Annotated in this window: 22 protein-coding genes; 15 read left to right on the top strand and 7 right to left on the bottom strand. The window is 34.9% G+C overall.

What is annotated here, in order from left to right:
- The first annotated feature begins 13 nt into the window (after positions 1-13).
- The 5 genes from CPHY_RS12580 to CPHY_RS12560 all read left to right on the top strand — a co-directional run bounded on the left by CPHY_RS12580 (position 14) and on the right by CPHY_RS12560 (position 5,353).
- Positions 14-349 (top strand): OadG family protein, encoded by a 336-nt coding sequence (locus CPHY_RS12580; protein WP_012200451.1) that lies wholly within the window; start codon positions 14-16, stop codon positions 347-349.
- A gap of 19 nt (positions 350-368) precedes the next feature.
- Entirely contained in the window at positions 369-773 is a 405-nt protein-coding gene (locus CPHY_RS12575) for a biotin/lipoyl-containing protein (RefSeq protein WP_012200450.1), read from the top strand.
- Positions 774-796: 23 nt separating this feature from the next.
- Positions 797-1,957 carry a sodium ion-translocating decarboxylase subunit beta gene (locus tag CPHY_RS12570; RefSeq protein WP_041703649.1) on the top strand — a complete coding sequence of 387 codons (1,161 nt, stop codon included), beginning with the start codon at positions 797-799 and terminating at the stop codon, positions 1,955-1,957.
- Between the two features lie 126 nt (positions 1,958-2,083).
- Positions 2,084-3,496 carry an oxaloacetate decarboxylase subunit alpha gene (locus CPHY_RS12565; RefSeq protein ID WP_012200448.1) on the top strand — a complete coding sequence of 471 codons (1,413 nt, stop codon included), beginning with the start codon at positions 2,084-2,086 and terminating at the stop codon, positions 3,494-3,496.
- A 576-nt stretch (positions 3,497-4,072) separates the two neighbouring features.
- Complete coding sequence (locus CPHY_RS12560) at positions 4,073-5,353, top strand: DUF2817 domain-containing protein (RefSeq protein ID WP_012200447.1); 1,281 nt, start codon at positions 4,073-4,075, stop codon at positions 5,351-5,353.
- 200 nt (positions 5,354-5,553) lie between these two features.
- Here CPHY_RS12560 and CPHY_RS12555 read toward each other — a convergent pair whose 3' ends face one another.
- On the bottom strand, positions 5,554-6,453 hold the full coding sequence (locus CPHY_RS12555) for a LysR family transcriptional regulator (RefSeq protein ID WP_012200446.1): 900 nt from the start codon (positions 6,451-6,453) through the stop codon (positions 5,554-5,556).
- Positions 6,454-6,819: 366 nt separating this feature from the next.
- Between CPHY_RS12555 and CPHY_RS12550 the strand changes: the two genes are divergently transcribed.
- The 5 genes from CPHY_RS12550 (at position 6,820) to CPHY_RS12530 (ending at position 13,024) form a co-directional block, all read left to right on the top strand.
- Positions 6,820-8,547 carry an ABC transporter ATP-binding protein gene (locus tag CPHY_RS12550; RefSeq protein ID WP_012200445.1) on the top strand — a complete coding sequence of 576 codons (1,728 nt, stop codon included), beginning with the start codon at positions 6,820-6,822 and terminating at the stop codon, positions 8,545-8,547.
- A 68-nt stretch (positions 8,548-8,615) separates the two neighbouring features.
- A complete protein-coding gene (locus tag CPHY_RS12545) occupies positions 8,616-10,403 on the top strand; it encodes an ABC transporter ATP-binding protein (protein ID WP_408611174.1) in 1,788 nt (595 codons plus the stop codon).
- 589 nt (positions 10,404-10,992) lie between these two features.
- Complete coding sequence (locus CPHY_RS12540) at positions 10,993-12,393, top strand: Ig-like domain-containing protein (protein ID WP_012200443.1); 1,401 nt, start codon at positions 10,993-10,995, stop codon at positions 12,391-12,393.
- Positions 12,394-12,437: 44 nt separating this feature from the next.
- Positions 12,438-12,806, top strand: coding sequence for a hypothetical protein (locus CPHY_RS12535; protein WP_012200442.1), 369 nt, complete (start codon positions 12,438-12,440; stop codon positions 12,804-12,806).
- Positions 12,770-13,024, top strand: coding sequence for a hypothetical protein (locus tag CPHY_RS12530; RefSeq protein ID WP_012200441.1), 255 nt, complete (start codon positions 12,770-12,772; stop codon positions 13,022-13,024). The genes CPHY_RS12535 and CPHY_RS12530 overlap by 37 nt, the downstream gene beginning before the upstream one ends.
- A 133-nt stretch (positions 13,025-13,157) precedes the next feature.
- On the opposite strand, the gene CPHY_RS12525 is transcribed toward CPHY_RS12530, so the two are convergent.
- Entirely contained in the window at positions 13,158-13,595 is a 438-nt protein-coding gene (locus CPHY_RS12525) for a hypothetical protein (RefSeq protein WP_012200440.1), read from the bottom strand.
- Between the two features lie 44 nt (positions 13,596-13,639).
- Positions 13,640-13,840, bottom strand: coding sequence for a helix-turn-helix transcriptional regulator (locus CPHY_RS12520; RefSeq protein WP_012200439.1), 201 nt, complete (start codon positions 13,838-13,840; stop codon positions 13,640-13,642).
- 143 nt (positions 13,841-13,983) lie between these two features.
- Here CPHY_RS12520 and CPHY_RS12515 point away from each other — a divergent pair, with 143 nt between their 5' ends.
- Positions 13,984-14,874 (top strand): metallophosphoesterase, encoded by an 891-nt coding sequence (locus CPHY_RS12515; protein WP_012200438.1) that lies wholly within the window; start codon positions 13,984-13,986, stop codon positions 14,872-14,874.
- 83 nt (positions 14,875-14,957) lie between these two features.
- Positions 14,958-15,674 (top strand): TrmH family RNA methyltransferase, encoded by a 717-nt coding sequence (locus CPHY_RS12510; protein ID WP_012200437.1) that lies wholly within the window; start codon positions 14,958-14,960, stop codon positions 15,672-15,674.
- A 156-nt stretch (positions 15,675-15,830) separates the two neighbouring features.
- Here the strand turns inward: CPHY_RS12510 and CPHY_RS12505 are convergent, their stop codons facing one another.
- The 4 genes from CPHY_RS12505 to CPHY_RS12490 are packed head-to-tail and all read right to left on the bottom strand — an operon-like array spanning position 15,831 to position 17,357.
- Positions 15,831-16,178: a phage holin family protein gene (locus CPHY_RS12505; RefSeq protein WP_041703643.1), complete on the bottom strand. Its 348-nt coding sequence runs from the start codon at positions 16,176-16,178 to the stop codon at positions 15,831-15,833.
- 22 nt (positions 16,179-16,200) lie between these two features.
- Positions 16,201-16,515 (bottom strand): hypothetical protein, encoded by a 315-nt coding sequence (locus CPHY_RS12500; protein ID WP_041703641.1) that lies wholly within the window; start codon positions 16,513-16,515, stop codon positions 16,201-16,203.
- Entirely contained in the window at positions 16,505-16,948 is a 444-nt protein-coding gene (locus tag CPHY_RS12495; protein WP_012200435.1) for an SHOCT-like domain-containing protein, read from the bottom strand. Before CPHY_RS12495 ends, CPHY_RS12500 begins: the two co-directional genes overlap by 11 nt.
- 19 nt (positions 16,949-16,967) lie before the next feature.
- Complete coding sequence (locus CPHY_RS12490; RefSeq protein WP_012200434.1) at positions 16,968-17,357, bottom strand: DUF2089 domain-containing protein; 390 nt, start codon at positions 17,355-17,357, stop codon at positions 16,968-16,970.
- Between the two features lie 594 nt (positions 17,358-17,951).
- Here CPHY_RS12490 and CPHY_RS12485 point away from each other — a divergent pair.
- The 3 genes from CPHY_RS12485 (at position 17,952) to CPHY_RS12475 (ending at position 21,327) form a co-directional block, all read left to right on the top strand.
- Positions 17,952-19,352, top strand: a complete 1,401-nt coding sequence (locus CPHY_RS12485; RefSeq protein WP_012200433.1) for an NADP-dependent glyceraldehyde-3-phosphate dehydrogenase — start codon at positions 17,952-17,954, stop codon at positions 19,350-19,352.
- A gap of 156 nt (positions 19,353-19,508) precedes the next feature.
- Positions 19,509-20,357 carry a GNAT family N-acetyltransferase gene (locus CPHY_RS12480; protein WP_012200432.1) on the top strand — a complete coding sequence of 283 codons (849 nt, stop codon included), beginning with the start codon at positions 19,509-19,511 and terminating at the stop codon, positions 20,355-20,357.
- Positions 20,358-20,565: 208 nt separating this feature from the next.
- Positions 20,566-21,327, top strand: coding sequence for a DODA-type extradiol aromatic ring-opening family dioxygenase (locus CPHY_RS12475; protein WP_012200431.1), 762 nt, complete (start codon positions 20,566-20,568; stop codon positions 21,325-21,327).
- Positions 21,328-21,339 lie beyond the last annotated feature (12 nt).

The following is a 21,339-nucleotide window of genomic DNA, read 5'->3' as shown; positions in this document are numbered from 1 at the left end:
GAGGTGACTAACTATGGAAACAGCTTTATTAAATACGGTAATGGGTATGTCTATTGTATTCCTTGTACTTTGGTTAATCAGTGGTATTATTGGGTTATTTAAGTACATCAACAAGCTAGAAATATATCTTAAACAAAAAAAGAAATCTATTGAAATAAAGAGCGAGACTGTATCAAGTCAGCCTGTAGATGTAGAAGAAATTGATGTTGCCGAAGACCTTGATTTAGTTGCAGTTATTACTGCTGCTATTCATGCTTATGAAGCATCTAATGGAAATCCGGTTCCTGAAAATGGACTCTATGTAAGGTCGATAAGAAAATTGAATAAATCAAGATGGCAAAATGCCTAACGTTAAGGAGGATTACATAATGAAGAACTATACAATCACTGTAAATGGAAACGTTTATGAAGTAAGTGTAGAAGAGAATACTGCCGGTGTAGTGGCTGCCCAGGCAGGATCAACTCAAGTTGCACCAGTAGTCGCTGCTCCAGCAGTTACACCAGTACCAGTAGTCGCACCTAAGCCTGCGATACCTTCCAAACCTTCTGGGACTTCTGGTGGTATTAGAGTAAATGCTCCTATGCCAGGTAAGATTTTAGATGTAAAAGCAAATGTTGGTGATGTAGTAAAGAGAGGTCAGGTAATCTTAATTCTGGAAGCGATGAAGATGGAAAATGAAATCGTTGCTCCAAATGATGGAACGATTGTTAGTATAGATACTTCTGTGGGAGCTAATGTGGAAGTTGGAGATGTTCTAGCAACCTTAAATTAGTTTAAAAACAGGAGGATAACGGAATGGATTACGTATTGGACACGCTTCGGAATCTAGCAAATCAAACCGCTTTTAGGAATCTTGAATTGGGAAATTATTTAATGATTCTGGTTGCCTGCTTATTTCTATATTTAGCAATAAAAAAAGGATACGAGCCACTTTTGTTAATACCGATTGCATTTGGCATGTTATTAGTAAATATGTTTCCAGGTATCATGGCGGAGCCATCTACGGATCCCGTCACTGGAATTGAATCGGCAGGTGGTTTATTATACTATTTCTTTTTATTAGACAAATGGAGTATATTTCCTTCACTCATTTTTCTTGGAGTTGGTGCAATGACAGACTTTGGGCCGCTGATTGCTTATCCACAGAGCTTTTTACTTGGAGCGGCAGCACAGTTAGGTATCTTTGGTGCATATATCTTAGCAATCGCTATGGGATTTGTTGATAAGGCAGCCGCAGCGATTTCAATTATTGGCGGTGCCGATGGACCTACCTCAATCTTTCTTGCAGGTAAACTTGGGCAAACAAAGTATATGGGAGCCATAGCAGTTGCGGCATATTCTTATATGTCTTTGGTACCAATCATTCAACCACCGATTATGAGATTATTAACAACGGAAAAAGAACGTTCGATTAAGATGGAGCAATTACGACCAGTTTCAAAGCTTGAGAAAATTTTATTCCCAATTGCTATTACTATTGTTGTATCATTATTACTTCCTGATGTAGCACCGCTTGTTGGTATGTTAATGCTAGGTAACTTATTTAGAGAATGTGGTGTTGTTAAACAATTACAAGAAACTGCGGCGAATGCTTTAATGTATATTGTTGTAATTTTACTTGGAATCTCTGTAGGTGCTACCACAAGTGCTGAGGCGTTCTTACAGGTAGATACCTTAAAAATCGTAGCACTTGGCTTAGTAGCATTTGCATTGGGCACAGCAGGAGGAGTACTCTTAGGTAAGCTAATGTGTAAGCTTACTCATGGAAAAGTAAATCCATTAATTGGTTCCGCCGGTGTATCCGCGGTACCTATGGCAGCGCGTGTTTCACAAAAGGTTGGTTCAGAGACGGACCCAACGAATTTCTTATTGATGCATGCGATGGGACCAAATGTAGCCGGTGTAATCGGTACTGCAGTAGCAGCAGGTATCTTTATGGCTATCTTTCGCGTTTAGGATGTAGGATTCATAAATTGTTTCAAGGTTCTTATTACATACTTTTAGCACTGTAATACAGGCAGAGAGAAATTCAGTGCTTAAATGAGTTAATATATGTGATATTAAATAATTGGAGGTAGAGTAATGACAGAGCAAGTAAAAAAACCGGTAAAGATTACCGAAACGATATTACGTGATGCACATCAGTCATTAATCGCGACCAGAATGACAACCGAGCAGATGCTCCCTATATTAGAATTGATGGACAAAGTAGGGTATCATGCAGTGGAGTGCTGGGGTGGAGCTACATTTGATGCATCTTTACGTTTCTTAAAAGAAGACCCTTGGGAAAGACTTAGAAAGTTAAGAGCGGGTTTTAAGAATACAAAGTTACAGATGCTATTTCGTGGCCAGAACATTCTTGGATATCGCCATTATGCGGATGATGTTGTAGAGTATTTTGTACAAAAGTCCGTTGCAAACGGTATTGATATCATTCGTATTTTTGATGCGTTAAATGACCTTAGAAATCTACAATGTGCTGTAAATGCTGCAAATAAAGAAAAGTGTCATGCTCAAATTGCAATTTCCTATACCCTTGGTGATGCCTATACTACAGAATACTATGTAAATATGGCAAAACAAATAGAGGAAATGGGTGCAGATTCTATCTGTATTAAAGATATGGCAGGACTTCTAGTACCATATGAAGCTACCAATCTTGTTACTGCAATTAAGGGAGAAGTCAAGATTCCAATCGATTTACATACTCACTATACTTCCGGTGTTGCTGGAATGACCTATTTAAAGGCAGTAGAGGCAGGTTGTGATATTATTGATACTGCAATGTCTCCATTTGCTATGGGTACGAGTCAGCCAGCAACGGAGGTAATGGTAGAGACCTTTAAGGGAACTCCATATGATACAGGATTTGATCAAGATTTATTAGCTGAAATTGCAGATTACTTCCGCCCAATGCAGGAGGAAGCGTTAAAGAGTGGTTTATTAAATCCTAAGGTTATGGGTGTTGATATTAAGACATTATTATATCAGGTACCAGGTGGTATGCTTAGTAATTTAGTATCTCAATTAAAAGAACAAAATGCAGAGGATAAGTATTATGATGTGTTACAAGAAATTCCACGCGTTCGTAGAGATTTTGGTGAACCACCTCTAGTAACTCCTAGTTCTCAGATTGTTGGTACTCAGGCAGTTCTTAATGTACTTGCCGGTGAGAGATATAAGATGATTACAAAAGAAAGTAAGGCCATTTTAAGCGGTGAGTATGGCCAGACGGTAAAACCATTTGATCCTGAGGTTCAGAAAAAAGCGATTGGGGATAAGAAACCAATTACCTGCCGTCCTGCAGACCTACTTGAGCCGGAATTAGATAAAATCGAGCAGGAAATGATTGAGTGGAAGCAGCAGGATGAGGATGTTTTATCCTATGCATTGTTCCCACAGGTGGCTACGGAATTCTTTAAGTATCGTCAAACTCAGCAGACAAAGGTAGATGTTACTGTAGCAGATACGGAGAATAAGGCTTATCCAGTATAGATAATGGGTTAGTTAGTTATAAGTAAAGTTAGAAAAAATATTAGACCCAAAATAATAGCGGTTATAAATAGTATTGATATTTTTGCTATGCTCTTCATGAGATTTATCAAGGGGAGCATAGCATTTAATTTACGAAAGAAAAAGTATGCGTAATGTACTTATCCTTTGTATGCATTGTGAATGCTAAATTATTCTAGTATGCTTGTAAGTTAAATTATTCTAGTATGCTTGTAAGTTAAATTATTCTAGTATGCTTGTGAGCTGAATTATTCTAGAATGCTTGTAAGCTAAATTATTTAGTATGCTTTGTAAGTTAGATTATTCTTGTATGCTTGTAAATTAATTTTTTCGTGCATGTATATTAATTAAATTATTCTAGTATTGTTATAGATTATCTATAAATACTATTGACTTATTATGGATAACTTTCTATCATATGTAAGGGAAAATAAAAAACAAGGTACTAAGAAGAAAATTTATACCAAATAAAAGCTTGTAATTTTACAACGAAAAATATAGGTGCGATTGGTTAAAAGACAATTAGTACGTTGTGAAAACACGCAGATTGGAGTTCATATGAAAAAAGAAGGAAAAGCAAAAAAGAAAAAAATAGTCTATATCTTAGGCATAGCAGCGGGTGTAATGCTAATGTTGTACTTTATTGCACCTTATGTTATGTTACATTTTATACGCCAGGAGGAACCTGGGAAGGACTATGCTTATCGTGATTCCTTTCTCAATGAGTATAGTGAGGTACGTGAAAACATCGCGAAAAAAGCTGAGGAATTAGCAGCTGCAGGGTATTTATCAGAAGCATATAATTATCCGATTGATGAGGAGGATGGACTTTATATCGATACCATCCTTTGTGACAGCAAGGAAGAAAAAAAGAATCTTATTGTTCTAACAACTGGAGTACATGGAATTGAAGGATATGTAGGAGCAACAATGCTTGATGTATTTTTTGATGAGATTTATCCTAATTTAAATTTGACGAATACCGGAGTTTTAGTCGTTGCTAATGTAAACCCATACGGTATGAAATATAAACGCCGTTACAACGAAAATAATGTAGACTTAAACCGAAACTTTATCTATTCTTGGGATGACTTTGATAAAAGTGTGAATAAAGATTATCCGTTAGTTAAAAATTTCTTAGAACCGAAAAAGAAACTTGGGAATGCCTTTTTACATGAAGGTGGTTTTCTTGGAGGCATGTTAAAACAAATCGTAGCAAACGGTGCTGATACCATTTCTAATGCTTTACTTGGAGGTCAATATGAGTACCCACAAGGGGTTTATTACGGTGGTGATGGAGATGAAGTATCCACAGCATTTTTAAAATCGGTTTTTCAATACACTCTAACTGGAGAATATGAAAATATCGTGCATATAGATCTTCATACTGGATATGGTCCAAGATATAATATGGTAATATTTAATTCAATGTATGAAAAAATGACAGAAGCAGAGACAAAAGAAGCATTCCAATACGATACAATAATCGCATCTGATTCTAAGTCTTTTTATCCTACAACAGGTGATACAACAGATTATTATTACCGATTGGCAGAACATATGGGCTCTACGAAAAATTTATTTTCGACCTGTTTTGAGTTTGGAACCTTAGGAGATGGTTTTTTAGATACCGTAAAATCTTTAAAATATACAGTGGATGAAAATCGAAATCATTGGTATCCATCTACGAATTCCGTAATGAATGACATTATGAAGGAACGTTATCTCGAGATGTTTTACCCAACCGAAACAAAATGGAGAGAAAAGGCAGTGAGTGACTTTACCCGTGCGATGGATGGAGTACTAGAAAATAAGTTAGGTTACCAATTGAATCAGTAACAAAAAAGTTTAAAAAGCTTATTAATAATAAACAATATAAAAAATACATCTCAAAGGATGTGTAACTATTTTAGAGCGATAACGAAGTTCAGTCTGCTCTAAAATAATCCGTTATCAGAAAAATAGCAAAGACTGATAAGGTATCATTACACAATGAGATGTATTTTTATTATTCTTTATGAAAGTTGGGAATATTTCACCTATAGGGTGGACGATTTCTCTTTCAAATATTGGATGAATAAATTCCCAGCTTTTGAAATATAACCATTGGGCTTATACAATAAGCAGATATCAGAATCTAAACGAGCTTCTTTTAATTCTAAACAAGTTAATAACTTTTCTTTTGATAATTGTTCTTCCTTTGTCATACTACGGGCAATAATCAGTCCGGCTGATTCCGGAATAATACCGATTCCATAACCTTCATTTGCAAGACTTACCGTTGTTCTCGCATCGTCATTCATACAAAAGATATTTGGTGTTATACTATAGGAATGGCATAAGTCGTAAATAATTTTCTCCCAGCGGCGATATAAAATTAGAGGTTGTTGTAAAAGAGATTTTATGTCCATTTGTTGAAAGTAGCGTTTATGACCAAAAGCCATCATGGACTCTTTTTTAAGTACAAGAGTAGAAAGGTCTTCTGCTTGATAAGGTGTTCTAACGATTGCAAGTTCAATTAGATTATTGCGTAATTTTTGAATCTGCTCATAAGTATTTCCCTCAAAGAGATCGTAACGAATCTCTTTATATTGCTTATGAAAATCTGGCATGAGATTGTATAAAAAGCTATCAACGACAGAGGAAACTATGCCAATATGAAGTGTTCCGAGAGAACCACATGAATAGTCGAGTAGCTCTTTTTTTGATAATTCCGTTAATTCTAATATAGATTGAGCTCTTGCATAAAGAATTTTACCTTCCTGAGTAAGTTCAATCTTTCTGGAACCCCTTTCAAATAAGGTAACGGATAATTCATTTTCCAGGCATTTCAGTTGAGTGCTTAACGGTGGTTGAGTGAGATGTAATTTTGCTGCAGCTTTTGAGATATTTCCTTCTTCAACAACGGTTACAAAGTATTGAAGTTGCTTTAAATCCATAAGAGTCTCCTTTCTACTTATTTTGTATAATATATTGGTAATTATATTCTGTGAAAATATATTAGTTTAAAAAATGCGATATATATTAGCTTAAAAATCTTTGAAGAATGCTTATGCTAGAGAACATAGTAATATATAATCTTTGAAGAATACATAAGCTGAAAGTCTATAATACAATCTGTGATGAATACATAAGTTAAAAGCTAGGTATGACACAAAGCTTATTATATGGGTTAATTTAGAGGTTGTAAATCAACTATACAAAAAACATATATAAACTATAGGATATAAATATTATACGAATATCTTTATCTATGGTAAGATATTACAAGATATTTTACAAGCTTTTTTTAAGGGAGGAAAATCGTGAAGCGATTGTACATTTACTTAAGGGATTACAAAAAAGAATGCGTTTTAGCACCTCTTTTTAAGATGCTGGAAGCTTCTTTTGAGTTAATCGTGCCATTGGTGATGGCAGCAATTATTGATACGGGAATTGAACATGGAGACAAATCATACATAGTCAATATGTGTCTTATTCTTGTTGGATTGGGTATCATTGGACTTGTATGTTCTGTAATTGCACAGTTTTATTCGGCAAAGGCAGCAGTCGGATTTGCTACAAAGTTACGACATGCTTTGTTTGCACATTTGATGAATTTGTCTTTTAATGAAATAGATACTCTTGGTACCTCGACCATGATAACCAGAATGACAAGTGATGTGAATCAGACACAGACCGGGGTAAATATGGTGCTGCGACTCTTTTTGCGTTCTCCGTTTGTTGTATTTGGTGCAATGATCATGGCATTTACGATAGATACAAAATCGGCCTGGATATTTTTAATTGCGATTATCTTATTGTCCATCGTAGTTTTTGGTATCATGGCTATCAGCATCCCGATGTTGAAGAGGGTTCAAAAAAACTTGGATTCTGTATTACAGATTACAAGGGAAAATCTTTTAGGCACTAGAGTAATTCGTGCCTTTCGAAGAGAAGAGAAGGAACGCAGGGAATTTTATCAAAGAAATGGCGAACTGACAAGAAAGCAAAAGCGGGCAGGTTTTCTCTCTGCACTAATGAATCCTGTAACCTATGTAATCATTAATATTGCGACAGCGTACTTGATTTGGGTAGGGGCAGTACAAGTAGATTATGGTGCATTGACAAGGGGGCAGGTGATTGCGCTATACAGTTATATGTCTCAGATTCTAATTGAACTGATAAAATTAGCGAATTTGATAATTACAGTCAATAAATCAGTAGCTTGTGCTAATCGTGTTGCGGATGTGTTTGACATAACAAATAGCATGGAAAATGTGAATAACGGAATTTTGAATCTAGAGAAAGAGGGCAGCATTGAGTTTCGAAACGTCAGCTTAGAATATCAGGGAGCAGGAGAAGAGTCTTTATCGGATATCGATTTTACAGTGAAAAAAGGGCAGACCATTGGAATAATTGGAGGCACTGGATCCGGAAAATCTTCGCTGGTGAACCTGCTTCCAAGATTTTATGATGTGACAAAGGGAGAAGTACTTCTTGGTGGTAAGAATATTAAAGATTATCCGATAAAAGAACTTCGAGACAACATTGGAATCGTAATGCAAAAAGCAGTCATGTTTCAAGGAACAATTGAGTCAAACTTATATTTTGGGAAAAATGAAGCTGGTATCGAGGAGATGGAGGAAGCAATAGAAATCGCCCAGGCTACGGATGTCGTAAACGCAAAGGGCGGTCTTGAAGCATCCATAGAGCAAGGCGGTAGGAATTTATCCGGTGGTCAGAAGCAACGTTTATCCATTGCGAGAGCGTTGGTGAAAAAACCTGAAATTCTTATCCTTGATGATAGTGCATCAGCACTCGATTATGCAACGGATGCTAGATTACGTTCCGCAATTAAGAGCCTTTCTTATCAACCTACTGTCTTTATTGTTTCTCAACGTGCGTCATCTATCTTGTATGCAGACCTTATATTAGTACTTGAAGACGGAAGGCTTGTAGGGAAGGGAACGCATAGCGAACTAATAGATAACTGTGAAGTTTATCAAGAAATCTATTATTCTCAATTTCCGAAGGAGGTGAAGGCTTTATGAATGTGAAGAAAAACAGAAAGGCTACTGATTCTATGGAAAAGAAGAGAACCAGAAAAACTTCAGATTTGATGGAAACGAATAAAACCAGAAAAGCTACCGATCCCATGGAAAAGAAGAAAACTACACAAAAACAAGCGATTAGAAAGGTTTTAAGATATGTAAAGCGCTATTGGATTTTTCTTCTTATTTCATTAATACTGGCGCTTATCACAGTTGCTTTAACACTTTATGTACCGATTGAAATAGGAAAAGCAATTGATGAAATTGTTTATGGCAGTGTGAATTTTCCTGTAATACGTGATATTTTGTTACGAGTTGCAATTATTGTTGGAGTCACCGCTGTTGCCCAGTGGTTCATGAGTATTTTAAATAATAAGGTGACATATGAGGTTGTTAGAGATATTCGTGAGGAAGCTTTTGAGAAAATTGAAGTCTTACCGCTAAAATATTTAGATTCTCATCCATCCGGTGAGATTGTCAGCCGAATGATTGCGGATGTCGAACAATTTGCAGATGGACTTCTTATGGGGTTTACTCAAGTTTTTACAGGAATTATGACAATCATCGGAACATTATTCTTTATGCTTCGTTTAAATATTGGTATTACGCTATTTGTTGTCTTACTAACTCCAATCTCACTCTTTGTGGCAAATTTTATAGCAAAGAGAACCTACGCTATGTTTCAGGCACAATCAAGGACACGAGGAGAGCAAACTACCCTGATTGATGAGATGTTAGGTAATGAGAAAGTAGTAAAGGCATATAATCAAGAAGAAGAGGTCATTAAGCGATTTGATGAAGTAAATGAACGGTTAGAGAAGTACTCTTTGCGTGCAATCTTTTATTCCTCGATAACAAATCCAGCTACAAGATTTATAAATGCAGTGGTTTATGCAGGGGTAGGACTAACGGGAGCGTTTGCGGTAATCAGAGGAACTATGACGGTAGGTGCATTATCCAGCTTCTTAAGTTACTCCAATCAATATACGAAACCATTTAATGAAATCTCAGGAGTTATTACGGAACTGCAGAATGCAATCGCTTGTGCCGCACGTATCTTTGAATTATTAGAAGAACCCGTTGAAATCCCAGATAGTAAAAATGCGGTGATATTAACAGATGTAAAAGGCAACGTGGTATGCAATGAGGTCAATTTCTCTTACGATAAATCGAAAAAGTTGATTGAAAACCTAAACCTAAAAATTCATCCGGGGCAAAAGATAGCTATTGTTGGACCAACGGGGTGTGGAAAGACAACAATCATAAATTTATTAATGCGTTTTTATGAAGTAGATCATGGAGCTATCTTGGTTGAGGGTGAGGAAATTAGGAATATAACGAGGAACAGTCTTCGCGAAAGCTATGGTATGGTTTTACAGGATACTTGGTTAAAGGCTGGAACAATTCTCGAAAATATAAAGATGGGAAAAGAAGATGCAACCAGGGAAGAAGTAATCAGTGCCGCGAAGGAGGCTCATGCGCATTCCTTTATTAAAAGGTTGCCAAAGGGTTACGATACTGTCATAGGAGAAGACGGCGGTATGCTATCTCAGGGGCAAAAACAGCTTCTTTGTATTTCTAGAGTAATGCTTAGTGTGCCACCTATCCTAATCCTTGATGAAGCTACGTCCTCAATTGATACGAGAACAGAGGTTAAGATACAAAGTGCTTTCCAGAAACTGATGCAGGGAAGAACAACTTTTATCGTTGCTCATCGATTATCAACAATACAAAATGCAGATGTTATTCTTGTAATGAAAAATGGAAATATTATAGAACAAGGTAGTCATGAGGAACTTTTAGCAAAGAAGGGCTTTTATAAAGAGTTATATGAGAGCCAGTTTGCTGCTTCTTAGTGAGGGAAAAGAAATAATGATTAGAAATAAGAGAGTTTACAAACCATACTTGCTTGATCATAGGTAGGTATTTATAGTAAATAGACATAGATACATTTATAATAAGTGAAGCAATGATAATGAAATATAAAGAAGATTCTTTTCTATGATTTACTAACTATTATAAGAGACAGAAGTGATAACAAATAAAACATAAAAGTTTTTTTGTTATCACTTCTGTCTCTTTCAACATAGGTACATAATTATATCGTACTTAAAATGAATAGTAATATAAAGTGTTTGGATAAGAGATTCGTTGTCCTTGAAATAAGAGGTGCGTTATACTTGTAATGAGGGATGCATTATACTTGTACTGGGAGACGCGATGTACTTGTACTGAGAGGTGAGTTATACTATGAATGATAGGCATATATTCTTGCATCTAAACGACACAGAGTCGATTAAGATAGACATAAAGTTATACTTAGGATAAAATAAAGCTAGTAATACATTACGATAGATGATTACAGAAAGTTCGTAATACATTATTTAAATCATTACAGAATCTAATAATACTTACGATAAATATTTACAGAAAGGTGGGATTGTAATGGAAAGTACTATTAAGAAATGGCATAGAATCTTTCAAAGTAGTCTATGCAAAAACAGAAAAAAATTATTGATATTCCCTTTGTTTCTAATCCTATCTTGTATCATTGCTTCGAACCTTCCATTTCGGTGTTTTGAATCAGAATATGTGTTTGCAAAAACCACGGAAGAGATTAAACTATCGAAGAACTCCATAAATGTGATAGTGGGAGATAAAACAAAACTAACGATAAATGGGACAAAGGAAAAGGTGACATGGAGCGTTAAAGATAAAAAGATTGCAACAGTGAGCTCCAGTGGTTATGTTAAAGGAGTAAAAAAGGGAACAACAACAGTTAGTGCTAAAGTTTTAGGAAAGACATATACCTGTAAAGTAACAGTGGAGCGACCAGTATTAAGCTGTAATAGTTATCTTGGCGTGATTAATAATGAAACAACATTAACAGTTTCTGGAACGACAAAGAAAGTAGCTTGGACATCCTCTAATGAAAAGGTTGCGACTGTTACGAAGAATGGTAAAGTGAAGTTTCTAGCAAAGGGAAATGTTGTAATCACCGCTACGGTAGGTAATCAGTCATATTATTCTTACTGCACAATTTATACTTCAAGCGATTATCGTAAGCTAACTAAAATGGAAAAAGAGGTCATAAATAAAATTCAGCTAATCTTAGCAGAGAATATTACAAGCCATATGACTGTGGTAGAAAAGATTCGTTTTGTACATGACTATTTGGTTTTACATACAGAATATTTTGAGTATTCTAACAGATCATATCATCCAGAAGGAGTTTTGTTTGATGGTAAGGCGGTATGTCAAGGATATGCAGAAACATTTGAGCTATTCATGAATTACTTATCCATTGAAAACCGTTTTGTTGTAGGAACAGGTGGCGGCGTCTCTCATGCATGGAATATGGTAAAGCTAGAGGATGGCTGGTATCATGTAGACAGTACTTGGGATGATCCTGTCCCAGACAAGGAAGGTAGGGTACTTTATACTTATTTTCTATTAGATGATAAGCAAATGAAGTCTTTACGACATAAGTGGAATGAGAAAGACTATCCAAGCTGTAATGCTACAAAGTTCTTAACGATGAAGGATCTTTATACACAAGAGGTAAAAGATTTAGAAGATGAAAAACTAATCAAGGAATACCAAAAAAACGGAAATCTTCTAAAAACTTGGAAGGATTATAGCAAAGAATATGTAAAGCGTTATCAACAGGGAGAAGAATGGATTAGTCTTATGTACCCACAAAAAGATGCTGGTTCGGTATCAGAGATTGCTCGTGGAGTAGCAAAATTGCTTGGTTATTACGGAACATTTAATTATGAATACCATGCTTTGCGCGAGGTAGGTGATTATTATATTCTTAATATGAGAATTAGTTTCTTAGATTAGCTACTTTCATGAACAATGTAATAATTTCGGGAAGGGGTAAGAACATGGGAAATAAAATGGTACCACATATTACGGTTAAAATGATTGATCCTTTGTTGAATGTTAGTTTTATAGCGAGATTTCTAGATCCGGAGTTTTTGGCGAAAAATAAGAGCCGACCTTTTTCGGAAGGTGTCTATGAACTATTCCCCACTTTGCGTGGTAAGATAGAGGATACGATGACAAGAAATGAGATATATAATATTGTGGAACCAATCGTGTTAAGAGAATTAAGCTTACGTCATGAAGAACTGAATCAGCGATTCATGAGATCAACCATTTCGTATTTTATGAAAAATGGAAGCAGATGCATGGATTCCCAGAAGGTGTTGAGCCGATGCATCCGGAAACTTTATGGTTTTTGGAAGAATTGATTGTAGATCAGACTTTAAATGAGCCAATGCTTCAAGAGATAGTACCGATTCCTCAGAAGGCTTATGAACAATTCTATGTTCAAAAAATAGAGGGAATCCCAGTAATGACTCATATAAAAGAACTTTATAAGCATAAGGTAAGCATAGAGCATTTTTTAGAAGAAGCTCATGAATTTATTAAAGAGCATCATTTAGAGTTAATCGAAAAGTGTGGATAAGTGGTAGAGTGAAGAAAAGGCAGAGTGAAGAAGAGGTAGGGTGGAGAAGAAATATTCAAAAGTGACTTTGAATGTTTTTTCTCCACTCTTTTTTGCTCTTGTTAATAAAAGTTAATAAACGTGTTCATTGTTGTTACATCTTCTTCTGACATTGATAAAGATGGTACATACGGATCACGATACTAATAAGATAACATCCAACAAGAGGTAGTAATAAGATAAGTTTTGCCCCAATTAATGCAAAGTAAAGCATGAGAGCACTATATAGATAAATAGTAGCATCGTAAGCTTTTGCTTTTGAATATTGATTTAATTGGATATTACGCTCATCATTTTCTTCAATTTTGAACTTTTTATGAGCGTTTGGATTTTTCTTAAAAATATGTTGTTGAACCACAATACCAATATTAGTACCTAGGATTCCGCTGCCGATGCCAATTAAGATAAATGGTAAGGTTTGTAGCATACCCTTTGCATCGGGATATTTTATTAGTAAAAATACGCTTGCGATTAACAACATGATACTGAATGCAATAAAAATCCCATTTTTTGCGATACTTCTTGATTTCATTTTTGCCTCCATTTCTGAACTTCATTTGCGCAATTAAATTTCGTTCACACTTCATCCTCATAAATAAAAATATCTTCAATCCTCATATTAAAATAACGAGCTATTTTAAATGCTAATAATATGGAAGGATTGTAGCGGCCATTCTCTAAGGAGCCAATGGTTTGTCTTGAAACTTCAAGAATATTTGCTAACTCTTCTTGTTTTATTCCGTGTAGTTTTCTGATTTCTTCCAAACGATTTTTCAAAACCTACTCCTTTCTGCTTATGGAAAGTATACTTTACATTTTAAAAATATCATATTGATTATGAAATGTCAAGTATACTTTCCATTTGTTTTTTATTTTCCATTTTGGGAATACTAGTATTCAAAAGTTAAAGGAGTGAGAAAATGCAAACGAATAAGAGACTAACGAAAGCATATCAACATGCCAATGTAATGAGTTTTGATAAAAATTCAAAGATTATTATTTTTAGTGATATCCATCGTGGAGATGATTCTATCTCTGATGAATTTGCAAGAAATCAAAGTATAATGGTATCGGCATTAAAGCATTATTATAAAGAAGGCTATACGTACATTGAGGCAGGAGATGGTGATGAATTATGGGAGCATCCAAAGTTTCAAACCATACGGGCAGCTCATACGGATGTGTTTACCGAGTTGAAGAAATTTTATAATAATAATAGAATGATTATGTTATATGGAAATCATAACATCTTTTTAAGAAATCCGTTCTATGTTGCGAAGAGTTATTATTACTTTTATGATGAATACCTAGGGAATAGACAGAAGTTATTTCCAAACTTAAAACCTATCGAATCACTTCTATTGCGAGAAAAACATTCGAAGCAAAAGATATTGATTGTTCATGGTCACCAAGGTGATTTAATGAATGATCAACTTTGGTATATCAATATGTTTTTCTTGCGCTATTTTTGGAGATTTATGCATCTTGTCGGTTTTAAAAATCCATCTAGTCCTGCGAAAAACATCTATAAAAGACATAAAGTTGAAAAAAACTATAACGATTGGATCCGAAAGCACAAGGTGATTTTAGTATGTGGTCATACACATCGTCTAAAATTCCCGAAACCAGGAGAAGTTTCGTATTTTAATAGCGGATGTTGCATTCATACAAAAGGGATTAATGGAATTGAGATTGTGAATAATGAGATTATGGTAGTACAGTGGAGAATGGAAGCAGACGAAGAAGGAATTTATCGCTCCGTTCGGCGTGTTATTCGTGGACCAAAACCAATTAGTGATTTCCGTCATTAAACTAAACTTAAGAGAAAGAGTGTACAAGTTATAAATTCTTAGTTATAATAAGAAGAGGATAGGACAAGCAGAAAGGGAAAAAGATGGAACCAATTAAACCATATAAGAAAAGCTTTGAGTATTCCTATACATTAGGAGCTTTTCCAACCATAGAAATGATTAAGAGTAGACCTGATATTGTTAAGGGAGTATATATTCATAGCACGTTTACAGATAGAGAACATTTGGAAGCGATATGCAAAGAAAACCATATTCCAGTACTTCAAGGGGATAAAACAATAGCAAAGGTTAGTGATAAAGAGAATGTTTTCGTAGTGGGGGTATTTGAAAAGTATTCCTGTACAGTAGATGCTACAAAATCTCAAATTGTATTAGTAAATCCAAGTAATATGGGGAACTTAGGAACGATACTAAGAACAGCTGTTGGCTTTGGAATCCATGATGTATCGTTTATCGAACCTGGGGCAGATGTTTTTAATCCTAAGGTTGTACGTTCCTCTATGGGGGCATTATTTCGATTACGACATCAGTATTTTGAAAGTTTTTCAGAGTATCAGAAACAAAATCCAAATCACGAAATTTTTACGTTTATGTTGAATGGGAAAAAACCTCTAACGATTAATGATTGCCCCAAACCAAAGCTTTTTTCTTTAGTATTTGGAAATGAAGCTACGGGGCTAGATGATTCTTATCTGTCGGTAGGAACCAGCATCATCATACCGCAATCAGAAGAAGTGGATTCTCTAAATCTTACGATAGCGGTAGGAATTGGAACATATTTATTTACACAGAATAATTAACTTCGGTCCATAACTGAAGTAATATCATAAGCCTCTTTCAGGCAAGCAAACAACCCACTACGTCATTGCAGTGGGTTTGTTGTATGTTAGGAGCCACAATATAGGAATTTGATAGAATAGTATGATATTACAGGCACATTTAATATTTGTAACTAATTAATTTGATACCTTATTCATATCCTTGAGTAAATGATTAAAGATAACGATGAAAAAGGCAGCAAGCAGTGAATTAAGAAAGCCACCCATGCTTATGTTTGTTACGAAATAATCTGCAATCATAATTGTCCAAGCGTTTACAATTAAGCTGAAAAATCCTAAGGTCAGCAGGCTGAATGGTAGTGTAATCAACAGTAGAATTGGCTTTAATACAAGATTCACCACTAACAGCACCAACCCCATGATTAGAAGTGACGGGATACTGCCGATTTGAATTGTATGCAATGCAAATGACAGTAGATATATCGTTAGTATGATAGATATATATTTCATGAACAGTTTCGTCATTTTTACCTCCTATGGACATGTTTTACCTGATCTTAATTAAAACCTTTACTTTGTCAGTTGTAACATCGACGAGATCATAGGGTTCACCCTCTGTTAAAGAAGTCAGCAGTTTCATTACCATAATAACAAGTGTTTTTACGGAATAGATGGTGATTCGGGAGGATGAATTCGAATCAGGTACTTTCGGTACAAAAAAACATGCAACGGTCAGTAAATCCAGAAAACAGTCCAATAATTCTTGAAAGATAAACAAGGGGATTGGAAAGGGAATACGAAATAACCTTGTGTTTTTAATCTGTAGCTTAATCCACAATAGACGAAAGCCCTTAATCGACATATACTCTCACCTTTACCATTGCCTTATGACTTTCATCCCAGGCCTCCACATCAACGATATTCGGATCATCTAAGGTACCGTTTATAATCTCCTCGATTATTTTTGCAAAATCGATGCTGGAAATGTCAATTCCTTTCGATTCCATCTCCCTTCTGGCATCTGCAGGAACCACATTAGTCATCTTGTCAGCAATTTCACCAATTGTGGTCAGCAGACGTAGCGGAACATTTACGTTAACATTAACGGAATTATTATCCGAGGTGACCTTAACCTTAAGGAATCTATAGTTGCGCTTTGTGGTTGTTACGGATTCAACCTTGTGAATTGTTTCTGATTCCTTTGTCACATTCAGAGCTTCTAAAAGCTCCATACCTTCGGCAGCAGTAATCTGTCCTTTTTCAATCAGTTCTAATATTTTTTGTTGTTCACTCATAGATTGGACCTCCTAATAATTATAGATTCTTAATTCGTTCCGTCGCTTCTTTCGGGGAGATTTCACCCTTTGATAACAGGTCAAGTATTTCATTCTTAGCGACTGTTTTATCTTCGTTTTCCTTAATCAATTCTTTTGAGGATACTTCATATCCAAGACCTCTTATGACAGAATCTAGTTTGCCACGAACCGTAGGATAAGAGATACCAAGTTCTTTCTCTACATCCTTAATATTGCCGCGGCATTTTATGAATACTTTGACAAACTCGAGTTCTTCTTCTGGAAGACGGCAGAATTCACAAGGTTGGAAATCTCCTTCGATGGATGTGGAGCACTTGGGACAACCGAGTTTTGTAATGGAAAGTTTTTCACCACATACGGGGCATTTACCTGGAGCTTTGTATTTCATTGTTTTCACCATCCTGTAGTATTATTTAATTACAATATACAACTCAGAATTAAATATGTCAATAACATAATTAAAAATATTAATCACTATATTAAAATAATTAATTTTAAAATTAAATATATTAAACTTATTTCTTGATAATATTAATTCTTAAGAGATAACAAATGAATTTACATAATTTGATATTTTACAAGGATAATAGTAATAGAAATTAATATTAATATTCAAGTCTATACTACCTATAGATCTATTATTTAAGATAAAAATAGGTAGTTACATACAGGAATTTTAATTAAAGCCTATAAAAGATAAGGAAAATCTACTCTTTAAGTGTTTGGCAGAAAGAAAAGTAGAAAGAAGAAATTGAATTGACATATGCTTCTTATGGAAGTATATTGATATTAGTACACAGCAATTGTTAGATTTATTTTATAAAAATAGTAATGAATCTAATTTATCTTGTATTTAATAAAAAATTTTTCTTAAGAATGGTCATGATTTCTTACTATAAACATATACAATAACAATAGTCATGAATTAAAATCAAAAAAAAGCGTAAGAATGATATATGACACTTTTGAAAGGAGTGATACAATGAAGGAAAATTATACAGATCATCAAATAGAGATTAGATCACCCATCGATAATGAATTATTGGGAACAGTTCCTGCAATGACTAAACAACAGGTGGACGAAAAGTTAGAAGAAGCCAGAAAAGCATTTAAGGAATGGAAGGAGATACCTCTTTTTGAAAAGGCAGATAGAATTAATAAAGTTGCAGACTTGTTAATGGAACATATCGATGAACTCTCTGCATTACTTATGAAAGAAATAGCAAAGGATGAAAAGTCAGCGCGTTCCGAAGTTTCAAGAACAGCAGATTTTATACGATTTACTACAGATATAGCGAAAAGTATGCAAGGAGAAACTATTCAAAGTGACCGTTTTCCGGGATTTAGTCAAGATAAAATATCCATGGTTACCAGAGTTCCTTTGGGTGTAGTACTAGCAATTTCTCCATTTAATTACCCAGTGAATCTAGCAGCTTCCAAAATAGCGCCTGCATTAGTTGGTGGCAATACGGTTGTCTTTAAGCCTGCAACACAAGGTTCCTTAAGTGGTGTTTATCTAGCGAATTTGTTTTATAAGGCTGGTATTCCAGAAGGTGTTTTATCAGTAATCACCGGAAAAGGTTCCGAAATAGGTGACTATGTAGTAACGCATAAAGGCGTTGATTTTATTAACTTTACTGGAAGTACGGAAGTTGGTAAACATATTTCTGAAATCACATCGATGGTTCCAGTTATGATGGAGCTTGGTGGAAAAGATGCTGCCATTGTTTTAAAAGATGCTGACTTAGATCTTGCAGCAAAAAATATTGTTGCTGGAGGTTATTCTTATTCCGGGCAAAGATGTACAGCCGTGAAACGAATTTTAGCAGATGAAACTATAGCAGATTCTTTGATTGAAAAGATGAAAGTACTGGTTGAACAATTAAAGACAGGAAATCCTTCTGAAAAGGATGTTACGATTGTACCACTCATCAGCGAAAAAGCGGCTGATTTTGTTTGTGGCTTGATTGAGGATGCTCTTAATAAAGGGGCAACTTTAATTACTGGTGGAAAGAGAAGTGGAAACTTAATAACTCCAACACTATTTGATAATGTTACAACTGATATGAGAATTGCCTGGGAAGAACCATTTGGTCCTGTATTACCTGTTATGAGAGTTAAAACCGTTGAGGAAGCAATTAAAATTGCTAACGAATCGGATTATGGATTACAAAGTGCTGTATTTACTCAAAATATTAATGATGCTTTCTCAGTTGCAGATAAATTAGAAGTTGGTACTGTACAAATTAATAATAAAACAGAACGTGGACCAGATCACTTCCCATTCTTGGGGGTAAAATCCTCAGGTCTCGGTACGCAAGGAATCCGTTATTCCATTGAAACTATGACACGTCCTAAAGCAACAGTTATTAATTTACATTAATAGGATATAGAGATATAAGAATTATTATAGGATAATTAATTCTTATATCTCTTTTCTTATTTATTCGTAGGTAGTATTATTATAAAAGGCGTTAAGATATTGAGCTTGAATCTAATCGTCACAAAGTACACTAAATTATAGTAACGGAGGGAAAAAATGATTTGCTATAGAATGTTAGAGAATGTAAAATTAGAAACAATACATATTGCCTTTGTAGAAGCATTTTCTGATTATCAAGTTAAAATTGATTTACCTTTTTGGAAGTTTCAACAGATGCTAAAACGGAGGGGATTTGATCCTACACTCTCGATAGGAGCATTTGAGGACGAGAGATTAATTGCATTTGTTTTAAATGGTTTTCGTGATTGGAATGGGAAGAAAACTGTATATGACCTTGGGACAGGCGTGATAGCAGACTATAGAAGACGTGGTGTTACAAGTGAAATGCTACAACAAGTCAAAGAAAGAATGAGAGAAAGAGGCATTGATCAGTATCTGCTGGAAGTATTGCAGAACAATCAATCCGCTGTATTATTATATCAGAAGCAGGGATTTGAAATTCAAAGAACATTTTCTTGTTACCATTTAGATAAGAACAATTTGTCTCAAAAAACTGCATATAGCGTAGAAAGTGTGGAAAGTATCGATTTAGAAATGTTAAAGGAATTCTGGGATTTTAGACCATCTTGGCAGAATTCCATTGAATCCGTAAAAGCGGTACCGGAAGACTTTCATTATGCTATAGTAAGAAATGATAACATAATCATTGGCTATGGAATCATCGATAAAAGGACTGGTGACATACCTCAAATTGCTGTCCATAAAGAACATCGAGGGAAAGGGATTGCAAGCAATATTGTTACAGAGCTAGCTAAGAATACAGAAGCCTTAAAACTAAGTATACTTAATATTGAAACACCGTTAAAGTCAGTGGAGGACTTTTTGTTTAAAGTGGGTTTTACCTCATATGTAGGACAGTATGAAATGCTATTAAAAGTGGAATAGTTAAATAGAGTAATAAAATAGTGTAATAAAATAGAGTTAGCAAAGAGAATTAGCAAATAGAGTTAACAAATAGAGTTAATAAATAGAGTTAATAAAAAGAGTTAGAAAAGAGAATTAGTAAATAGAACTGGTTAATCTAGAAATAACAGATTGCATATATAATATGAAATATAAAAAATAAAACAAATCAGAAAGGAGGAATATAGACATGTTACCATCTTTATTTATATGTCATGGTGGTCCATCCATCGTATTTGAGAAGAACGAATATACCGCATTTTTAAAAGAATATAGTTCTAAAATTAAACCAAAAGCGATTGTTGTTTTTACAGCACACTGGGAAAATGAAATTACCACAATTTCTTCGATTAATGGCGTTTATGACATGATTTATGATTTTTATGGTTTTCCCAAAGAACTATATGCTCTTAAATATTTAGCAAAAGGATCTCCGGAAATAGCTCTAAAAGTAAAAAGTCTGCTTGAAAATAAGGGCATTGAGAGTTGTCTTGATGAAAAGAGAGGACTTGATCATGGAACATGGGATATCTTGTATCTCATGTATCCGGAAGCAGAGATACCTGTGATACAAATTTCTGTGAATCCATTTATGCCTATGGAGGAGCAATACAAAATAGGAGAAGCATTAAAGCCCCTTGCGAAAGAGGACATCCTCATTATTGGCAGCGGCTCAACCGTTCATAATCTGAGTACTCTAGCTGATGTAAAGGAGCCAATTCGCTGGGCAGTGGAATTTGATGATTGGTTAGTTGAAAAGATAGAAAACAAGAACCTTGAGGAGTTATTTTCTTATCAGAACTTAGCCCCTCATGCGAAATTAGCTGTTCCCAGAGAAGAACATATTGTTCCGTTATTCATTGCTCTTGGAAGCGGGCAGAAAAAGGAACCGAAATTACTTCATCGTAGTTATAACTTTGGAACACTTACGTATCTGGCTTTTGAGTTCTAAAATCCTATATAT

This window comes from Lachnoclostridium phytofermentans ISDg (genome assembly GCF_000018685.1).
Taxonomy (GTDB): domain Bacteria; phylum Bacillota; class Clostridia; order Lachnospirales; family Lachnospiraceae; genus Lachnoclostridium; species Lachnoclostridium phytofermentans.
This window is presented reverse-complemented; position numbering and strand designations above follow the sequence as displayed.